This is a genomic window from Candidatus Competibacteraceae bacterium, assembly GCA_016713505.1.
GTDB lineage: Bacteria > Pseudomonadota > Gammaproteobacteria > Competibacterales > Competibacteraceae > Competibacter_A.
This window is the reverse complement of sequence record JADJPA010000001.1, coordinates 2,153,178-2,172,876: the sequence shown is the minus strand read 5'-3', so window position 1 is coordinate 2,172,876 and position 19,699 is coordinate 2,153,178. Positions and strand designations below refer to the sequence as shown.

Genomic DNA, 19,699 nt, shown 5'->3' with positions numbered 1-19,699 from the left:
CATGACAAGCAGGTCCATGAGCGAAGGCCAACATGACCGGCGGTCGGATGGCGGGTGGCCGCTAGGGTGGCTGCCGCTAATAGTCCTGATTTTGGGGTTAATCCTGATGGGAGGATGGACTCCGCTGGCGATTGCCGCCGATCCGCCCGTGGGGCAATCAATATTACAAGCGGTGGATATCAGCCCGCTAGCCGGAAACCGCCTGCAACTCCGGTTCCGGTTGTCGGGGCCGCCAGCCAAGCCGCCAAGCAGTTTCACCATCAACGAACCTGCCCGGATCGTCTTGGATTTTCTGGATACGCGCAACGGGCTCAGTACGCGCCAGCAGACTATCAATGTAGGAGTCGCTGACAGGATCAGCGTGCTGGAAGGCTCCGACCGAACCCGAGCTTCGTTGAATCTGGCGCGCTTGGTGCCGTACAACGTTCAGGTGCAGGGCAACGCCGTGGTATTGACCTTGGATAATGCCGGAACGGCCGCCGCCAAGACGCCGGCGGCGACTCCAGGGGCCTCGGTCGCGGCGGCGGCGGCCTCGCGCAAGGCGGTCCAGCCGGTTGCAGCCCCGGTCAGCGCGGCGCCGCGTAATATTAGCGATGTCAGTTTCCGACGCGGGCCGGGCGGTCAGGGCGTGGTGACGGTCAAACTGTCCAATTCCGCCATTCCGGTCGATGTCAGGCAGGAAGGCACGCAGATTGTCGCTGATTTTCAAGGCGCTTCGTTACCTGGCGGCCAGCAGCGGCGCTTGGACGTGACCGATTTTGCAACGCCGGTCACGACTGTTGAGGCAGTCAATCGCGGCAGTAACGCTCGGCTGAGCATTCAACCCAGTCCACCCTTTGAATATTTGGCCTATCAGGCCAACGATCTTTACGTGATCGAGGTGCGTCCGCCGCAGAAAACGCCCGAACAGGAAGAAAAGGAGGCCCAACTCGATCCTTCCAAGAAAAAATATAAGGGTGATTTGCTGTCGTTGAACTTCCAAGATATCGAAGTGCGGGCGATCCTACAGATTCTGGCGGACTTTACCGGCTTGAACATCGTGGTCAGTGACAGCGTCAAAGGCAACCTGACGTTGCGCCTGCAAAATGTACCCTGGGATCAGGCGTTGGACATCATCCTGCGCACCAAGGGGTTGGCCATGCGCCAAAACGGCAATGTCGTCTTCATCGCGCCCACCGAGGAAGTCGCGGCGCGTGAAAAACTGGATCTAGAGTCACGCAAGACGGTGGAGGAATTGATCCCGCTGCGCACCGAAATTATCCAGATCAATTATGCCAAGGCGGCGGATCTAAAGAATCTTTTGAAAACCGCTGGAGAGAAAGGCCAAGCTCAAAGCATATTATCGCCGCGTGGTGATGTTGCGGTGGACGAACGAACTAATACCTTGATCATCAAGGATGTCCCCGACAAGATTGCCGAAGTCCGCGTCTTGGTGTCCAAGCTCGACATCCCGGCCCGCCAAGTGTTGATTGACTCACGGGTGGTGATCGCTAGCAACGACTTTAGCCGAGATTTGGGTGCGCGGTTTGGAGTGACGGGTGTCAGGAAGACCGGGAGCGGTGTCAACGCAGTGAGCGGCACTTCGACGGGTACCGATACTATTGTGAATAGTGCGGTCAATAATTTGATTGCAACCGGTCAACCGTTCCCAGCGCAGATTCCGGGCCTTGGCCAACGTTTGGGGGTAAATTTGCCGGCGGCAGGCCCTAGTTTGGCCTTTGCGATTTTGGGAGCCGATTACCTGGTTGATCTGGAGTTGTCCGCCTTGCAGGCGGAAGGTCAAGGTGAGGTGGTTTCCAATCCAAAAGTGGTGACGGCGGATTTGAAAAAAGCCACTGTTCTGCAAGGGCGGCAGATTCCTTATGCGACAGTGAGCCAGGATGGGACCAAGGTCGAATTCAAGGATGCGTTTCTGAAATTGGAAGTAACACCCCAAATCACCCCGGATGATCGCATCAAGATGGACCTCAAGGTTTCGAAGGACGAACAGGGCGTCAATGTCGCGACCTCGACGGGAACGCAGCCGACCATTGACAAACGCGAGCTCGAAACCCAAGTGATGGTGAATAACGGTGAAACCGTGGTGTTGGGAGGCGTTTTCGAGCAGACCAAGAATGATAATGTCAGCAAGGTCCCGCTGTTAGGCGACGTACCGCTTTTAGGGTATTTGTTCCGCAATACCAATAAAACGAATACCAAGCGCGAGTTGCTTATTTTTGTAACGCCGCAGATCCTGAAAAACGGTACCGTTGCCGAGCGTTGATGGATGACTGTAATGTCACGAGTGAGTGGAGCCATGCGAATTTTTATAGATAGCCTAAAAGGGGTTGTTGTCCGGCTATTCCTGTTAGCGCTGATGCTGATGGGTTGGCAGATGAATAACGCGCTCGCCGCCGGATTCTTCGGACCTGATCCAGCTTCTGTGCAAATAGCGGCTGATAAGACCACATTGCCGGTTAACATCAATAACCTAGGGCCACAAATTGGCGGACCTTACACCAATACGATCACGGTCACCGTCAAGAAGAATGGCAACTTAATCGCCACTCCCATCAATGTTGCTATCTCAGGCGGTCTTTCTAGTGGCGCGCTGTTCTATCTTGACGGTGATCCTGAGCATGAAAGATGCCCGGCAGGAGCTACTTGCCCTCCTTCTCCCAAGATCCCCATCGCTTTTCGCCAAATAGCGTTTGAGAAGGCAACAGGGATCGCGACCTTTCACTTTCACGCGAGCAATGTGCCAGGCCCAGTCGTTATAACGGCATCAGCGGCCGATCCCGCAACGGGCCAAGTCTTGAGCGCCAGCTTGACGATCACTGTGACAGGCGGTGGTGGCAGCGGTGGTGGCAAACCGTCCGCAGTCACTTTCCTCATGGATCCAGGCCCTATTTATATTCGCACCAATCCAGTGGGAACCACGAATGCGGGTCAGAGCAGCGTCAAACTGTTCCAGGTTTTTCTAAGCGATGACTTTGGTCAAGCGATCAACCAAGGTGGGGGCAATCCTTTACGGATTGAGATGCTGGCAAACCGCCCCAATGGCGGTGAATGGTTGAGCGCGACTGACGTCAAGGGTAACGCCCAAGAAGGGGCTACCGTATTCAGTGGCTTATTCGGCGGTCCGGCGACAGTCGCTTTGCACAGCGGAACACTACCCGGTACGGTGGTGATCGCCGCCACGGCAGACCGCGCCGATAACAACGTCGACAATGGCATTCAAATACCCATCACGAATTATGCCACCGTCTCGATTGGGACCGGTCAGATCGCAGCGCTGACCTTTACCGGACCCTTCGCCGATGCGGTATTTGCGGGCAGGAACAATTTGCTCGCTATCGACGGGCAGTGTGGCGCAGCGCCTTGCGACAGCGTCTGGAATGGCGTCTATAGCCGCGTCGTTTCGGTCATTGCCAGCGATGGTTTTGGCAATCCGCCCCCGGAGGGAACACCGATCACCTTCCGCTTGATCGACTCGCCGTTGGATATGCTCAAGAACCGTTATCCCGATCAAGGGCATGGCGAGTTTGCCATTACCGGATACACCGGCGATCCGCGTGAAGGGGGTTTGGAATTCTTTGCGCCCAACCGCACGGTCAAGCGCACCACTTCAGATACCTTGAATCCGTTTATGGTGCCAAACGGTGTTTCGTTTGCGATTGCCGATCCAATGTGTTTGCTGATGTTGCAGGATCCGGAAATCATTAATTCAAATCCCAGTACGATCAACGGCCTGCCCTCGGAAGGCCGGCTCGAATATCATGGTGGAAGCCGGATTATTACTGGGCGGGCTGGAAACATGTTGCTCGTCAATACACCTTTCAAGCAGGTCAGCCAAAATGTAGGCGCTAATATTTGGTACACGGTTGGTTGTCCGCCGCATAAGGGTAACGTGGCGAATTTCGATACCAGTGAAATTGTGGTATCGACCAACGCCAGTGGCGTGGCTAGCACAGTGATGAACTACCCCGCCAGTCAAGTGGGCCGACGCTTTATGCTGGCGGCTGAATCGGACGGTGGCCAAGTGGGTGCGGTGCTGACTCATTGGTATCTAGGCATTCCGGACAATAGTATTGTGACCATTGCCCAACCTCCACAATTGGCCTCCCAAATCGCGCCTTTGGTAAGTGATCAGGTATGGCCGCCACTCATCTCGGTCGTTCAAACGATGGAGCCGGGTTCAGCGCTTAATTTGCCGGTTACCTTGCAGGTTTTGGATGGCGGGTTGGTATCGAGCGGCGCGCTACGGCGGACTCCGCTGCCGGGTATACCGATTGCGGTGGATGTCGTGATCAAAGATCCTGCGGAAACGGCGGCAATTGTCGCGGAAGAAGCGTTAGCGAAAGCACAGGCGTCGTTTGATAGTTTCGTTGCCGCTAATCCAGGGGTTTGCGATCAAGTGGCGACCCCGACCAATCCGACCCCAGCGCCCAGAGATGCTGAAAAATGCACCAAGCAGACAGGATTGGCAGCTGCGGTGGAAACCGCGAAAACTGCTGCTGTGGAGGCGCGTCTCGCCGCGAATTTGCACACGCCTACCGCTTCGGTAACGCCCAAAACTGTGGTAAGTGGCGCGGGAGGTTATGCAAGAATGGTTCTGAATGTGAGCGACTTGCCTACGGATGGCAGCGTGGACTTCTTCTTCTCCACGGTTGGCCCCGAAATCCGCAGTCAAACGCTTCAGATCACGGTACAGCCACCGCAGGCAGCGGCGCCAGCACCGTGAAATAGCTAAAACTGAGACTGACAGGCGAGCTACTTATTCGGTTGTCAGTCGGTTTTGCAACTATGACCGGCGGTAATCCCGCCGGTTTTTTATTGGCCGATCAGCGAATCCGCTCAGTCTAAAAGCAGTTGGCCTGTGCTTTGGGGATGGCAGCGGCTCGAACAGACCGTCGTTCAACGATTACTTTAGCCCAGTCAAATACTGATCTGTTTTGTGGCCTCACTGTAAGCCCTGACCCGGCACACCCTCGGTATTCTGAGCGTTCCTTGCAATCTGTGCCAACATGCTGGGCTTGCTCCAGCGTCCTTCGAATGTTCAGCTTCTTATTGATGGGTGGTAGGGTTGTGAGTGGCTGATATAAAGATAGAACTGGGAGCGAGACTGCGTCGTCGAAATGGAAAGACCGTATTCAACGGCGCTAAGTAGATCATTGTGGGATGAGCAAAACCAGCAGCGGCCTATAGCGGAAGGTAGCATGTGAGCGTTGGCATCAGCTATTACCGTAAAAAGCAGCGTTGCGCTTGATGCGTGACGTGATAAAAAAGGCCGCGAAGTCATCGCGGCCTTAGGATAAATCAGGCTAAATCAGGTTAAATCAGGGAGGATTCCCGGAGAACTTATTGATCGAGTACGTGGCTTCCGCCACGTCCGAATCAGCCCACGTATCCTTAAAAGCGACCGCCTTTATAACAAAGGTTCCGCCACTTTGCGGGGTCGGTGGGGTCAGTTCGATGGTTTGTCCATTGTTGATCAGCGTTCCATTGCTAGAGGTCGGAATGCTGCCATCGGTGGTGTAACGGATGGAGGCATCCGGCGTGGCCGTCTTAATCGTGACCTTCACCGATCTTTGAAATGAGCCACCCGGTGGATCGAAGGTGGGTTTCTCGACCCCCACCAGCGGGCCAACGAACTGACCGAAAGCCCACGGCCCCAATCCTACCGATACCGTAGTCATCACCGCATTGCTGCGACCGTCGATCACGGAAACCGTATTGTCATCGGTATTGGCGACATAGACCCGTTTGCTGTCTTGGCTAACCGCGACGCCGTAGGGCTTCTTGCCGACCGGCACGACGCCGACCACCGCGTGATTGGCCGTAGTGTCGATCACGAACAAGCGGTTGCCCGCGCCGTCGGTGACATAGAGCCGGTTACCGTCCGGGCTGACGGCTATACCGCGCGGCACCAAAGGCTGCGGCGCGCCGCCGAACTCATCGAGCGTGATCACGCCGATCACCCGGTTGAACACCGTATCCACGACCGAAATCGTTCGATCACCGGAATTGGCGACGTAGACCAACATGCCATCGGGATGGACGGCGACACCCTCCGGCGCCGAGCCGACCGCCACCGAACCGACCTGCATCTTCAGATCCGCATCGAAGATCGACAGCGAGCCAACGCATTGGTCGGGATTGACGTTCACCGGCGGGCGCGCCACCAACGCGTCGCATTGGTCGACATAAGGATTGGTGGCGTCGTCCGAAAACGAGTTGACCGTGCGGTTGGTGACATACACCAGCGGCCGTAGCGGATTCGGATGCGTCGCCACGCCGCGCGGGAAGGAGTTTGCCGCCAACCTGGGCACGTTAAGATCGGTAAACGGCTGATTGGTGGCGGTGTCGATGATCGAAAGGCTGAAGCTGCCTTCGTTGGCGACGAATACCCGCTCGCCGGTGGGGCCGACCGCGATGCCCAACGGCGCCGCGCCGACTGGAATGGCGCCGATCACCCGCCGTTCGGTCAGATCCATGACCGTGACCGAACCCGCGTTCCGCCCGAATTGAGGGCGGTTGACCACGAAGAGCTTGGTTCCATCCGGGTGAACGGCGATTCCGCTAGGTCCGCTAGCGCCGATACCCGCCGGGATATTATCGACAAGCTTGTCGGTTGCCGGGTTCAGGATGGAAACCGTGCCGCCCGCGTAATTGGTGATGTACGCCGGTCCGCTCAGCAGGGTGTACGCATAAGGACCGAAGGAGATCATCAGATTGACCCGGCCGTTGACCGGTAACACGGTATCGGGTGCCGGATTTTGACGGGTCACCTGCCCGGCGGGGACGTCTTGATGGCGCTCGTTGGCGACCAAGCCTACCCGCAAACCCGCTTTGACGATCTTCGCGGTGGCTGCGGCGAGCGTCAGACCATGAATATCCGGAACCTGCGCTTGCGGGCGGGCGCTCGGATCGTCCGGCACCGGACCCAGCGAGACCACCAAATTGACCGGCCAGCCCACCGGGGCGAGTGCGGTCATGAAGGGGTTCTGGCTGATGATGCGGTCTTTCTCAACGGTATTGCTGGTCTGGCGGGAGACCGCACCCACGGTCAGACCGGTGCTATTGAGTACGACAGTCGCGTCAGCCAGCGTCATCCCGACCACCTTCGGAGTGGCCACGGGCGGCTGCGCGCCGGAAGACACGACCAAGTTGACCGTGGTGTTATAGCCGATCAGGGTGCCGGCGGCCGGGAATTGGGCCGCCACTTTTCCGGCCGGAACAGCGGAGCTTTGTAAGGTTACGGAACCAATTCCGGACAGGCACGTTGCAAACAGGATTTCACGGGCGTCTTCGACCGTTTGATTGACGACATCCGGTACGGCGCACTGCTGGGGCTGAGACAAGCCATCGGATACGATCAGGTTGACCGCCGAACCCAGTTGGGCTTGCTGGCCGGCTGCTGGATCAGTGCCGATGGCGAGGCCGGGCGCCGTGGTTGGATCAGGTTGTCTCTGGACGTTGCCGATAGTGAAACCGGCATTGAGCAGAATGGCTTTTGCGGCGTCTTCCAGCAATCCTTTGACATCGGGAATGGTGACCACGCCAGCCGGACCCAGGGACACCGTCAGGCTGACGACCACGCCGGCAGCCACCAAGGTGCCGGCGGCCGGACTTTGGTCGATGACCGTACCGGCAGGTACCGTGGCGTCATATTTCTGAATGATCGCCCCGACGATCAGGCCACTGTTGTGAATGGCGGCGGTGGCGGCGGTTTTTTGAAGGCCCTTGACGTCTGGCACGGGAATATCGCCAGGTGTTACCGGCGGAGGCGAGGGCGGTGCGGTAGGCCCGGAGGAGACAGTCAGATTGACAGGGGAAGCAGGCGCAGCTTGCGAGCCGCCGCTGGGATTTTGAGATAGAACGGTTCCGGCGGGAACGCTATCGCTGGCGGACAAGGTCACGGTCCCAAGCGTCAGGCCGGCGCCGGTTATCGCGGTTTGAGCGCTGGCGAGCGGCTGACCGACGACATCGGGCACCGCGGTTGGAGTGAAGCCCGCGGATACTACGATGGCGACCGGGCTGCCCGGCTTGACTTTGATGCCTCCCACCGGATCTTGTTTGATGACGGTGCCCGCCGGAACGGTGGTGCTGGTTTCGGTGGTTACGGTGACGGTGAGGCCGGCGGTCTGGATGGCGGAAACGGCGGCGCTTTGCGAGAGGCCAACGACCTCCGGAACCGTGGCGTCCAAACCTGAGCCGGAAGACACCACGATGGCGATGGCGCTGCCGGGAAAGACATTAAGCCCGGCCGTAGGGTTTTGGCTGATGACGGTGCCGGCCGGTACGGCGAAGCTGGCCGCGGTGGTCACGGTGGCGGTCAGGCCCGCCGCCTGAATCGCTTGTAGCGCGGCGGCTTGGCTGAGCCCGACCACGTTGGGCGCGGTGGTGGGAGGAGCCAGCGTCAGGTTGACGGCATCACCCGGCAAGGCGCACGCGCCGGCTGCGGGGGTTTGAGTGACCACGAGATCCGTGGCGGTGCTGCCGGCCGGAGTTACCGTGCCGACAGTCAGACCAGCACCTGTTAGAGCGGTGGCAGCGGCGGTCTGCGTCTGTCCGACGACATTCGGTACGGCGACGTTCGGAGCGGTGATGGTAGGAGTGCAAGCGCCGAACGCCAGATGGGTCGATAGGATCAATCCCATAAAAACCAGCAGGCACGACGTGCACAGGAATCCGATTTTTGATCTCATTAGAAAAAGCTCCCCGCTTTAAGGCATTGCAGCGCTGGTACACCTGCCCTGTTCGGAAGGCGCGGTCTGAGAAAGCCGCGTCATCCTCCCTGTTAATAAAGCAAGTATAGCACCATTATTTTGAAACTTTTTTATAGCAAACGTGGTGCCAATGACAATTTATATCGGTTATCTAGCGCCAAGCTGTCGAAACTGCTTACGTCAATCCCCGGTTGCCGCGTCGGTTGGAGCAACGGGGCTGATATTTTGATTACAATGCATGAATATCGAACATCCGGCCAAGCGCGCACCGTACGTACCTCATATCCATGTCTCCCGTTCTCTCTCGCATTTTCCTGGTCGGTCTGATGGGTGCCGGCAAGACCACCGTCGGCCGTCGGTTGGCGCAGACGCTGCGGCGGGATTTCGCCGACAGCGATCACGAAATCGAACGCCGGGCCGGAGCGAGCATCCCGCTCATTTTCGAGCTGGAAGGCGAGGCGGGGTTCCGGTCCCGCGAAAAAACCATCATCGCCGAGCTCACCCAGCGTCCGGCCATCGTGCTCGCCACCGGCGGCGGCGCCGTTCTTAACGCCGACAACCGCCGCTGTCTGATCGGGCGCGGCTTCGTGGTCTACCTGTGCGCCTCGGTGGACGAACTGCTGCGCCGCACCCATTTCGATAACAACCGCCCGCTGCTGAACACCGCCGATCCTCGGACGCGCTTGGTACAACTGCTGGAGCAGCGGGACGCGCTCTACCGAGAAGTGGCGGATTGCGTTATTTCAACCGAAGGCCGGCCATTAAAACAAGTCGTGCGGGACATCCTGCGCCGGCTGGAGGATGATGATCGACCTTGAAACCTTACTAGAATCCCGCTTGACCTTATGAAAACGCTTCACGTCGAACTCGGCGACCGCCGTTATCCCATTTACATCGGCCCCGATTTGCTGGATCGAGCCGATCTATGGCGAGCCCATATTCCGGGCCAGCAGGTGTTGGTGGTCAGCAACACCACGGTTGCTCCGCGCTACCTCGATCGCGCCCGCGCGGCGCTGGCCGGGCTGCGCCATGAAGCGATCATCCTCCCCGACGGCGAGCAATTCAAGACGTTGGATGTTCTGAATGAGGTATTTACCGCTCTGTTGGGTCAGCGCTTCGACCGCAACTGCACGCTGTTGGCTCTCGGGGGCGGCGTGATCGGCGATATGGCCGGTTTTGCGGCGGCCTGCTACCAGCGCGGTGTTCCCTTCATTCAGATTCCCACTACGTTGTTAGCGCAAGTCGATTCCTCGGTCGGCGGCAAAACGGCCGTCAACCATCCTCTGGGCAAAAATATGATCGGCGCGTTCTATCAGCCGCTTTGCGTGGTGGCCGATACGGAGACGCTGACCAGTTTGCCCGACCGCGAGCTCAGCGCCGGCTTGGCCGAAGTCATCAAGTACGGCCTGATTCGCGATTTACCATTTCTGGAGTGGCTGGAGCAGCACATCGAGCGGCTACTCGCCCGTGAAGCCGCCGCGCTGACCGAAGCCATCGAACGTTCCTGTCGCAACAAGGCCGAGATCGTCGCCGCCGACGAGCGGGAAACCGGCGACCGCGCGCTGCTCAATCTCGGTCATACCTTCGGTCATGCCATTGAGACCGGATTGGGCTACGGGCGCTGGTTGCACGGTGAGGCGGTGGCGGCGGGGTTGCTGCTGGCGGCCGACCTGTCGGCGCGCTTGGGCTGGTTGGGCGGGGAGCAAGTGGCGCGGGTTCGGGCGTTGCTCGCCCGCGCCCGATTGCCGCTGGAGCCGCCCGCGGAATTGGCCGCCGATGATTTTCTGCGGCTGATGGCGGTGGATAAAAAGGTCAAGGATGGCCAGCTGCGCTTGATCTTGCTGCGCGGTTTGGGACGCGGGGTCATCGCCGATGGCGTCGATCCGCGCCTGTTGCGAGCAACGCTGACACAGCGGCCTCTTGGAAAGGCGGATCAGTGAGCGCAATCCGCCTGGCGGTGCTATCTCCCTATAGGAAAGCGCGGCTACTTGGGGGTTTTCGCGTTCTCAAGATCGGAGTAAGTAGTGGCACGGTGCGAGCGGTCGATGTCCAAACCGAGTTGCAGGCCGATCTGGGACAGGGAGAAAATTCCGCGCACCGCCGGTTTTCCGGTCCGGGGATCGGTGTCCAGCGCCATCGCGTGCTGGCGGTTGACGTGGCGCAGCGTGGCGATGATATCGCCCACGCACGCCTTCGCCACGTCCTCCATCAATAGCACCTCCAGCTTGGGCTTGAGGGTCATGATATCGGCGACCAGCAAATCTTCCCAAGCGCCGCCGGCCTTGGCCAGGATACGCTTGGGCTTGTCGCCCTCGATATCGCGGCTGGTGAGCAATCCCACGACCTGCCCGTCGGCGTCGCGCACCAACAGCATCCGAACGCCGCGCTTGACCATCATTTCCAGGGCCTTGTTGGCGGGTGTGGACAGTTCTGTCGTGTAAGCGGTGACCTGGCTCAGATCGGTCATGACGCTGATAGCCGGATCGTCCTCGGTGACGTGCTCCGGCAGCTGTTGCCTCGGCCGAAAGTAACCGGCGCCGCTTTCAAAATGATGAAACGGAAGCAGTTGATACGGTTGAGGCATGGGAGATCTCCATAAGTGGGGGATGGGTTCGGGGAAAACCGAGCGCTGAATCATGGTCGGGCGGCGGGGCTCGTCGGTTAGCGCCGCCGGGCGAGCCGGGCCATGATCTCGTCCGTCCAGTCCAGAATCGCGCGCACGCGCGGGGTCAGCAAGCTCCAGGCTTCCGTGTGGTCGACCCAGCGGAAGTCGCTATGTTCCGGCCGGCCGAGTTGCGGGTTGTCGGGCAACCGAACTTCGGTCGTGGTGGATTCGGCGAGGTAATAGCGCGCGACCTTGCGACCCTGATTATAGGGGTAGGTTTCCCGGTAGACATCGCCCCAGCGAAAACGAAGCTCGGTCAGGGTGGTTTCCTCCTCCACTTCGCGGATGGCCGCTTGCAGGGGCGATTCGTCCACTTCCACCACGCCCTTGGGGAAATCCCAATAGTTGTAGGCTTTCAGGAGCAAATAATCGTAATGATCGCGGTTCCAGTGGACCACCACGACACCGGAAGACAAGATCCGGGTGTAGGCGGGTTTGAGGTTGGTCATGCGCATCACTTCGCGCCGCTCATGCTATCGCTTGGGAATGATAGGGCACGCTCGCCTCACGCGCGGCCTCGACCAGCACCCGAACATGTTCGGGATCAGTCCAAGGCTGAATGCCGTGGCCGAGATTGAAAACGTGGCCGTCGCCAGCGCCGAAATCAGCGAACACGCGCGCGGTCTGCGCACGAATGCCCTCAGGCGCGGCGGCCAGCACGGCGGGATCGAGATTGCCCTGCAACGCGACGCGCGCGCCCACCCGGCGACGGGCTTCACCCAAATCCACCGTCCAATCCACGCCCAGCGCATCGCAGCCGGTCGCGGCGAGATCTTCCAGCCAAGCGCCGCCACCCTTGGTAAACAGAATGACCGGTATTCGTTGTTGCTCGGCCTCCCGGTTCAGACCGGCGACGATGCGCGCCATGTATTCCAACGAAAATTCTCGATAGGCGCGCGGTGAGAGAATGCCGCCCCAAGTATCGAATACCATCAACGCCTGCGCGCCGGCCGCCGTTTGGGCGTTTAGATAGGCCGTGACTGCTCGGGCGGTGACCTCCAACAGTTGATGCAAAAGTTTCGGTTGATCGTAGAGCAGCCCTTTAACGCAGATGAAATCCTTGCTGGAACCCCCTTCGACCATGTAAGTCGCCAGCGTCCACGGACTGCCCGCGAAGCCGATCAAAGGGGCTCGACCGGCCAATTCACGGCGGATCAGCCGTACCGCGTCCATCACGTAGCGCAGTTCAATTTCGGGATCGGGCGCGTCCAGGCGGGCGATGTCGGCCGACGAGCGCACCGGCCGGGCGAAGCGCGGCCCTTCGCCTTCGCTGAACGACAGGCCAAGCCCCATGGCATCGGGGATGGTCAAGATGTCGGAAAACAAAATAGCGGCATCGAGCGGAAAGCGTTCCAGAGGTTGCAAGGTCACTTCACAGGCCAGTTCCGGCGTCTGGCACAATGTCAAAAAACTGCCGGCTCGGGTGCGGGTGGCGCGATATTCCGGCAAATAGCGGCCGGCTTGGCGCATCAACCAAACCGGTGTCCGATCGACCGGCTGTCGCAACAGTGCCCTCAGCAGGCGGTCGTTTTGCAACGGCTGCTTCATGAGAACGGTGTTCGCTGCTGGGGTATCACGGCGATAAAATCAAGTCGCGGCGCCCTTGGAGAACGCGCTGCGGTACCGAGCAACAAAGGCTTCGACGGGTTCATGCGTGCCAATAATCCAGAGTCCGGTCGGTAAAATGATGTGGAGCGCGCTCCAAAGCCGATGGCCGGTTGGCGCTGGCGATCGGATAGGGCAGAGTGTCGCAAACGCAGGCAGCCTCCCCGCCGTGCAGGACCACGCTCAAATAAGTGTAGGCGGCTGAGCCAGTGAATACCGCGATATTGGCATGATTCCTTGGAGCGTCAAAAAATCGGCGCAACCCGAACCGGCGATTTAGGTCTTGTTTTGAGACGGCGCTGGCCAAAGTGCGGTTCTTTGCAAGCGCGGGGCGGACAGCGCTTGCAGAGCTGGAGCCGTCGCTAGCGGCGCACCTGATCATTGAATAAAACATGCTGGTATCGGTTCCCGGATATCGACAGTCGGAACATTCCTTGCAAAAGGTGAAGCGCTGCTGCTGAGTATACTGCCAAGGTGGGGGTTCGGAAAACCCGCTGACGGCTTACATTTTGAATTAAAAGGGTTTTAATCAAAGCAAAATTTATTCGGCACAGTGGCCGACGGGTTGACGAAAAATTGACGATGCGAGCCATGCTTACCAACAGCGCTTTGGAACTGGGCGGCTTCGAAAGGGCCGGTCAGTTTGCCATCGTGAGACCGAGATCGCGGTTCGGTCCAAGGCCGGGTCGTAGCGGAGCCTGCTGTCATGACGGCTGAAAATGCTGATCAGGCCGAAAATCCTATTTTCCTCGGACGGCAGCCCATTCTGGATCGGAGCCAGCGGATCGTCGCTTACGAGCTGTTGTTCAGGAGCGCGGGCGGAGGGAATGCCGCCGTCATCGAAGACAATTTCACGGCGACCGCCGAGGTCGTGGTTCGAGCGTTCGTCGAGTTTGGATTGAGCAACGTATTAGGCGATTGTCAAGGATTTATCAATGCGGACGAACGCTTCCTCGCCAGCGATGTGGTCGATCTGCTGCCGGCGGAACGGGTCGTGCTGGAGATCCTGGAAACCGTCGAATTCACCCCTGCAATAGTGGCGCGGCTTCGCGAGCTCAAGCAAAAAGGATGGCGGTTGGCTTTAGACGACTTCACCCGCATTCAAGCCGAACAAATTCCGATCATGGATCTGGTGGATGTGGTGAAGGTGGATTTGCTGGCGCTGGAAGCCGGCCAGCTTCCCGCCATCGTCCAGCACCTCAAACGCTGGCCCATCCAATTGTTGGCTGAGAAAATCGATGACGGCGAGCAATTTCAAACCTGCTTCAAACAGGGCTTCGAGTTTTTTCAAGGCTACTATTTCGCCAAGCCGACGGTTCTGGTCGGCCGCCGCATCGATCCGGCCCGCGTCGGCGTGCTGCGCTTGATCAATCTGGTGGTCGGAGATGTCGAGGCCAGCCAGCTCGAACACGAATTCAAGCGCTATCCGAATCTGACCTACAACCTGCTGCGGCTGGTGAATTCGGTCGCGTTTGGATTGCCGGGCAAGATCGATTCCTTGCGTCATGCGATTGCGATGCTGGGGCGCAGACAACTGCAACGCTGGTTGCAGTTGTTGTTGTTTACCCAGCGGGCCGAGGGCGCCTCACCGGGACAGCCGTTATTGACGCTGGCCGCCACCCGTGGCAAGTGCATGGAGCTGATGATGGGCAGCATCGTTCCCGGAAACCGCGGGCAGGCCGATCAAGCCTTCATGGTCGGGGTGCTGTCGTTGTTGGATGCGCTGTTTGGCGCGCCGCTGCCGGAACTACTCAGAGAGCTGAATCTGGCCGATCCGGTGCGCGCGGCGTTGTTGGACGGCGAGGGGGTGTTGGGGCGGTTGCTCGGAATCGTCCGATCGTTCGAGCGCAATCAATTTGGTGAGTTGGCCGGCCGGTTGCGGGAATTTCCGCAACTGCCGCTTTCTCACTTCAATCAGATGCAATTGCAGGCCCTTGGATGGGCGAGTGAAGTATCAGCTTCTAACGGGGAATAATTGATTTATGTCAGAAAATAGTTTGGCGGGTTCGACCGCTCGTAACCCCGATCTCGACTGGAGTCAGATTCGGGAAACCATTTTGATGTTGGCGCTTTCCGTGGCGCAGATCGAAATGTCGATGCGCGACAGCGACGGTTCGGTGGAAGTCTTGAGTAATTCCTTTACCTCGATGATGGGCCAGGTCAAGCTGATCGAGAGGACCGCTGCTTCCCTGCCGGAAACGGCGGAGACCGCCGCCGTCCGCACCGCCATCATCGAAAATTGTAATATGGTCGGTGAGATGATGCGGTCCGCCATCGTGGCCTTTCAATTTTATGACAAGCTCAGCCAACGCCTGGGTCATGTCAACGGCAGCATGAGCGTTCTGGCGGACCTGATCGCCGACCAGCGCCGGCTGTATAATCCTTACGAATGGATGGGGATGCAGGAGAAGATCAAATCCCGCTACACCATGGAAGAAGAACGGCTGATGTTCGACGCCATCATGCAGGGCAAGACCGTCAAACAGGCCCTGAAGCTCTACGTTCAAGCCATGGAAGAACGTAAGAACAAAAAGGGCGGCGCGAGCGCCAGCGGTGATGAGGAAGAGATCGAGCTGTTTTAGCCACGGTCCACAATCGTCCAAATAGGGACAAAGTCCCGCCATCCCGCTTCAAGCATTCCCTGTAAAGCCTCTCGTCCGTATGGGAGAGAGGCTTTTTGGTGCGATCAAATCGAGCGTTGGTGGAGCGCGTATTCCTGCGCGTCGACCGTGGCGATCGCGGTCATGTTGATGACCCGTCGCGCCGTGGCCGAGCGGGTCAGGATATGGGCTGGCTTGGCCAGGCCGAGGGTGATGGGTCCTACCGAGATGCCGTTGGTCACTTCCTTGAGCAGGTTGTGAGAGATGTTGGCCGCATCCGCGTTGGGCATAATCAGCAGGTTGGCCGCGCCTTTCAGCCGAGAATGCAGGAACGTCCGGCCGCGAAGCTCCTCGGATAGCGCCACATCCCCGCGCATTTCTCCATCCACCTCCAGGTCGGGCGCCCGCTGGCGGATCAGTTGTAACGCTTCCGCCATCTTGCGCGCCTGCGGCGATTTGTGCGACCCAAAGCTGGAGTAAGAGAGCAGCGCGACTTTCGGTTGGACGAAGCGGCCCACCTCCTCCGCCGCCAGCAGGGTAATGTCCGCTATTTCCTCGGCGGTCGGCTCGGCATTGATGTCGGTGTCGCAGAAAAACAGCGGGCCGTGCGAGGTGATCAGCATGTTCATGGCCGCCGGCGTTTTGACGCCCTCGCGCAAGCCGACGATATCCAACACATAATTGATATGATCGGGATAGCCGCCGATCAAACCGCAGATCAAGGCGTCGCCGTGGCCCAGCCGCAACAGCAGCGCGCCGATCACCGTGGCGCGGGTGTTGACCCGCACGCGAGCCTTGTTGGGATCGACGCCGAAACGGCCGCGCAATTGATGGTATTCCTGCCAGCACTCCTCGTAATACGGATTATTTTGAGGGTCGATCACCTGGAAATCCTGGTCGGGGCGGATGCGTAACCCCAATTCGGCGATCCGCTGTTCGAGCCGCCAGCGCCGCCCGATCAGAATGGGCTTGGCCAGCCCGTCGTCGATGACGCCTTGAATCGCCCACAGCATCCGCTCCTCCTCGGCCTGAGCGTAAATCACTCGCTTGCGGTCGGCCTTGGCGCGCTCGAAAATCGGCCGCATGATCTGGCCGGAGCGGTAGACGCGCTGGCTCAGAGTGGTGTGATAGGCGGTGAAATCTTGAATCGGACGGGTCGCCACGCCGCTTTCCATCGCCGCTTTGGCAACCGCCAGGGGCAGGGTGAGCAACAGGCGCGGCTCGAACGGTTTCGGGATCAGATATTCCGGCCCGAAGCTGATTTGCTGGTCGCCGTAGGCGGCGGTTTCTTCCTGGGAATGCGGCTCGCGGGCGAGGTCCGCCAAGGCGCGCACGCAGGCCAGTTGCATCGCCTTGTTGATGGTGGTCGCGCCCACATCCAACGCGCCCCGGAAAATGTAGGGGAAGCACAACACGTTGTTGACTTGATTCGGATAGTCGGAGCGGCCGGTGCCGATGATGGCGTCGGGCCGCGCGGCCTTGGCCTCTTCCGGCATGATCTCAGGCACCGGGTTGGCGAGGGCCATGATGATGGGCTTGTCGGCCATGGTTTTGACCATCTCGCCGGTCAGGACCCCGGCTTTGGACAAGCCCAGGAAGACATCCGCGCCGACGATGGCTTCGCGCAAGGTGCGCGCCGCGGTGTCGGCGGCGTAAGCCGCTTTCTCCGCATCCAGCTTGCCGCGTCCTTGATAGATGACGCCCTGGCTGTCGCACACGATGACATTTTTCCGCTGCAAGCCCAGGCCGAGCAGCAGATCGAGGCAGGCGATGCCCGCCGCGCCGGCGCCGGAGGTGACGACCCGCACCTCGGCGATGTTCTTATCGATCAGCGACAAGGCGTTGAGCACGGCGGCGGCGGTGATGATGGCGGTGCCGTGCTGGTCGTCGTGAAACACCGGAATCTTCATCCGCTCGCGCAGTTGGCGCTCGATATAAAAGCATTCCGGGGCTTTGATGTCCTCCAGATTGATGCCGCCGAAGCTGGGCTCCAAGCTGGCGATAATCTCGACGAGTTTGTCCGGATCGCGCTCGCTGATTTCGATGTCGAACACGTCGACGCCGGCGAATTTCTTGAATAAGACCCCCTTGCCTTCCATCACCGGCTTGGCCGCCAGCGGGCCGATGTCGCCCAGGCCGAGCACGGCGGTGCCGTTGGTGATCACCGCGACCAGATTGCCGCGGGCGGTGACGGTGGATACCTCGCGCGGGTCTTCGACGATGACCTCGCAGGCGGCGGCGACGCCGGGCGAGTAGGCCAGCGCCAGATCGCGCTGGTTGGCGAGCGGTTTGGTCGGCGCGACCTCAATCTTGCCGTAAGGCAACATGCGGTGGTAGCGCAGGGCGCTTTCGTTGAAATCGTCAGCCATGGGCGGTGGGTTCCTTGAAAGTTGGGCGGCGGAGTCAGCCCCGAAATCGGCGATCAGGTTTGGCGCGGGACCGGGTAAAATTAGATTGTAGCAACTTGTCGGCTCGCCGCCGCCGGAACAGCGCCGCTCGAAAGACGCGAATGCGTTAAAATGAATGCTGCCATAATAATTCCGGGCGCGGCTTTGCGCCTCATTCCTCGCTTGTGGGAGTCCATCATGACCACCATCCGTCAAGACGATTTCATCCAAAGCATTGCCGATGCCTTCCAGTACATCAGTTATTACCACCCGGTCGATTACATCAAGGCGCTGGCGCAAGCCTACGAACGCGAGCAAAGCCCGGCCGCCAAGGACGCTATCGCGCAAATTCTGATCAACTCGCGGATGTGCGCCGAGGGCCACCGCCCGATCTGTCAAGACACCGGCATCGCCCTGGTGTTTCTCAAGGTCGGCATGGACGTACATTGGGACGCCGCGCTGTCGGTGCAGGAGATGGTCGATGAAGGCGTGCGCCGCGCCTATCTCAATCCCGACAACAAACTGCGCGCCTCGGTGCTGCGCGATCCGGCCGGCAAGCGCCAGAACAGCAAGGACAACACCCCGGCGGTGGTGCATTACGAAATCGTCCCCGGCCACCATGTCGAGGTGATCTGCGCGGCCAAGGGCGGCGGTTCCGAGGCCAAATCCAAGTTCGCCATGCTCAACCCCTCCGACGATCTGGTGGACTGGGTGCTGAAGACCGTGCCCTTGATGGGCGCGGGCTGGTGTCCGCCGGGCATCCTCGGCGTCGGGATCGGCGGCACGCCGGAAAAGGCGTTCATGCTGGCCAAGGAATCGTTGATGGCCCCGGTCGATATTCAGGAGTTGATCGCCCGTGGTCCCAAGAACCGGGCCGAGGAACTGCGGATCGAGCTGTATGAGAAGGTCAACGCGCTCGGCATCGGCGCGCAGGGCCTGGGCGGTCTGACCACCGTGCTGGACGTGAAAGTGCTGGATTATCCGACCCATGCCGCCAACCTGCCGATCGCCATGGTGCCGAATTGCGCCGCCACCCGCCACGTCCATTTCCACCTTGACGGCAGCGGTCCGGCCAAACTGGAGCCGCCGAGTCTGGAGGACTGGCCGAAATTGACTTACGCGCCGGCCAACGCCCGCCGGGTCGATCTGGCGACCGTCAGCCGCGAGGAGGTGGCCGGCTGGAAGCCCGGCGAGGTGCTGCTGCTCAACGGCAAGCTGCTGACCGGCCGTGACGCCGCCCACAAGCGGATGACCGACATGCTGAATCGGGGTGAGAAACTGCCGGTCGATTTTACTGACCGCTTCATTTACTACGTCGGCCCGGTCGATCCGGTGCGCGATGAAGTGGTCGGCCCGGCTGGCCCGACGACCGCGACCCGCATGGACAAGTTCACCCGGCAAATGCTGGAACAGACCGGCTTGCTGGGGATGGTCGGTAAGTCCGAACGCGGTCAGGTCGCCATCGACGCGATTAAAGACAACCGGGCGGTCTATCTGATGGCGGTCGGTGGCGCGGCGTATCTGGTCTCCAAGGCGATCAAGGCCGCCAAGGTGCTCGCGTTTGGAGATCTCGGCATGGAGGCGATTTACGAGTTCGAGGTCAAGGATATGCCGGTGACGGTGGCGGTGGATTCGCAAGGCTCCAGCGTCCACAAGACCGGGCCGAAGGAATGGCAGGCGAAGATCGGCAAGATTCCGGTGGTGGAAGCGTAACGGTTCGACATCGTGGGT

General features: G+C 59.6%; 12 protein-coding genes. 7 read left to right on the top strand and 5 right to left on the bottom strand.

All coding sequences use genetic code 11. The features are described 5' to 3' along the window. The first annotated feature begins 16 nt into the window (after nt 1–16). Complete coding sequence (locus IPK09_09850) at nt 17–2,263, top strand: type IV pilus secretin PilQ (protein MBK7983917.1); 2,247 nt, start codon at nt 17–19, stop codon at nt 2,261–2,263. Nucleotides 2,264–2,296: 33 nt separating this feature from the next. After that, the gene (locus tag IPK09_09845) at nt 2,297–4,723 is read left to right on the top strand and encodes a hypothetical protein (protein MBK7983916.1); all 2,427 of its coding nucleotides are present in this window, start codon (nt 2,297–2,299) and stop codon (nt 4,721–4,723) included. A gap of 595 nt (nt 4,724–5,318) precedes the next feature. Here IPK09_09845 and IPK09_09840 read toward each other — a convergent pair. Continuing rightward, complete coding sequence (locus IPK09_09840) at nt 5,319–8,690, bottom strand: PASTA domain-containing protein (GenBank protein MBK7983915.1); 3,372 nt, start codon at nt 8,688–8,690, stop codon at nt 5,319–5,321. A 308-nt stretch (nt 8,691–8,998) separates the two neighbouring features. Here IPK09_09840 and aroK point away from each other — a divergent pair, with 308 nt between their 5' ends. Next, complete coding sequence (aroK, locus tag IPK09_09835) at nt 8,999–9,529, top strand: shikimate kinase AroK (protein MBK7983914.1); 531 nt, start codon at nt 8,999–9,001, stop codon at nt 9,527–9,529. A gap of 27 nt (nt 9,530–9,556) precedes the next feature. Next, entirely contained in the window at nt 9,557–10,651 is a 1,095-nt protein-coding gene (aroB, locus tag IPK09_09830) for a 3-dehydroquinate synthase (protein ID MBK7983913.1), read from the top strand. Between the two features lie 44 nt (nt 10,652–10,695). Here the strand turns inward: aroB and IPK09_09825 are convergent, their stop codons facing one another. The 3 genes from IPK09_09825 to IPK09_09815 all read right to left on the bottom strand — a co-directional run bounded on the left by IPK09_09825 (nt 10,696) and on the right by IPK09_09815 (nt 12,924). Beyond that, on the bottom strand, nt 10,696–11,295 hold the full coding sequence (locus tag IPK09_09825) for a CBS domain-containing protein (GenBank protein ID MBK7983912.1): 600 nt from the start codon (nt 11,293–11,295) through the stop codon (nt 10,696–10,698). Between the two features lie 77 nt (nt 11,296–11,372). After that, nucleotides 11,373–11,825, bottom strand: a complete 453-nt coding sequence (locus IPK09_09820) for an NUDIX domain-containing protein (GenBank protein ID MBK7983911.1) — start codon at nt 11,823–11,825, stop codon at nt 11,373–11,375. 19 nt (nt 11,826–11,844) lie between these two features. After that, complete coding sequence (locus IPK09_09815) at nt 11,845–12,924, bottom strand: uroporphyrinogen decarboxylase (GenBank protein MBK7983910.1); 1,080 nt, start codon at nt 12,922–12,924, stop codon at nt 11,845–11,847. Between the two features lie 763 nt (nt 12,925–13,687). Here IPK09_09815 and IPK09_09810 point away from each other — a divergent pair. Next, nucleotides 13,688–14,956, top strand: a complete 1,269-nt coding sequence (locus tag IPK09_09810) for an EAL domain-containing protein (GenBank protein MBK7983909.1) — start codon at nt 13,688–13,690, stop codon at nt 14,954–14,956. Nucleotides 14,957–14,963: 7 nt separating this feature from the next. After that, on the top strand, nt 14,964–15,563 hold the full coding sequence (locus tag IPK09_09805) for a hypothetical protein (GenBank protein ID MBK7983908.1): 600 nt from the start codon (nt 14,964–14,966) through the stop codon (nt 15,561–15,563). Between the two features lie 104 nt (nt 15,564–15,667). Here IPK09_09805 and IPK09_09800 read toward each other — a convergent pair whose 3' ends face one another. Then, the gene (locus tag IPK09_09800; GenBank protein ID MBK7983907.1) at nt 15,668–17,950 is read right to left on the bottom strand and encodes an NADP-dependent malic enzyme; all 2,283 of its coding nucleotides are present in this window, start codon (nt 17,948–17,950) and stop codon (nt 15,668–15,670) included. A gap of 216 nt (nt 17,951–18,166) precedes the next feature. On the opposite strand from IPK09_09800, the gene IPK09_09795 reads away from it, so the two are divergent. Next, nucleotides 18,167–19,681 carry a fumarate hydratase gene (locus IPK09_09795; GenBank protein ID MBK7983906.1) on the top strand — a complete coding sequence of 505 codons (1,515 nt, stop codon included), beginning with the start codon at nt 18,167–18,169 and terminating at the stop codon, nt 19,679–19,681. The last annotated feature ends 18 nt before the right edge of the window (nt 19,682–19,699 follow it).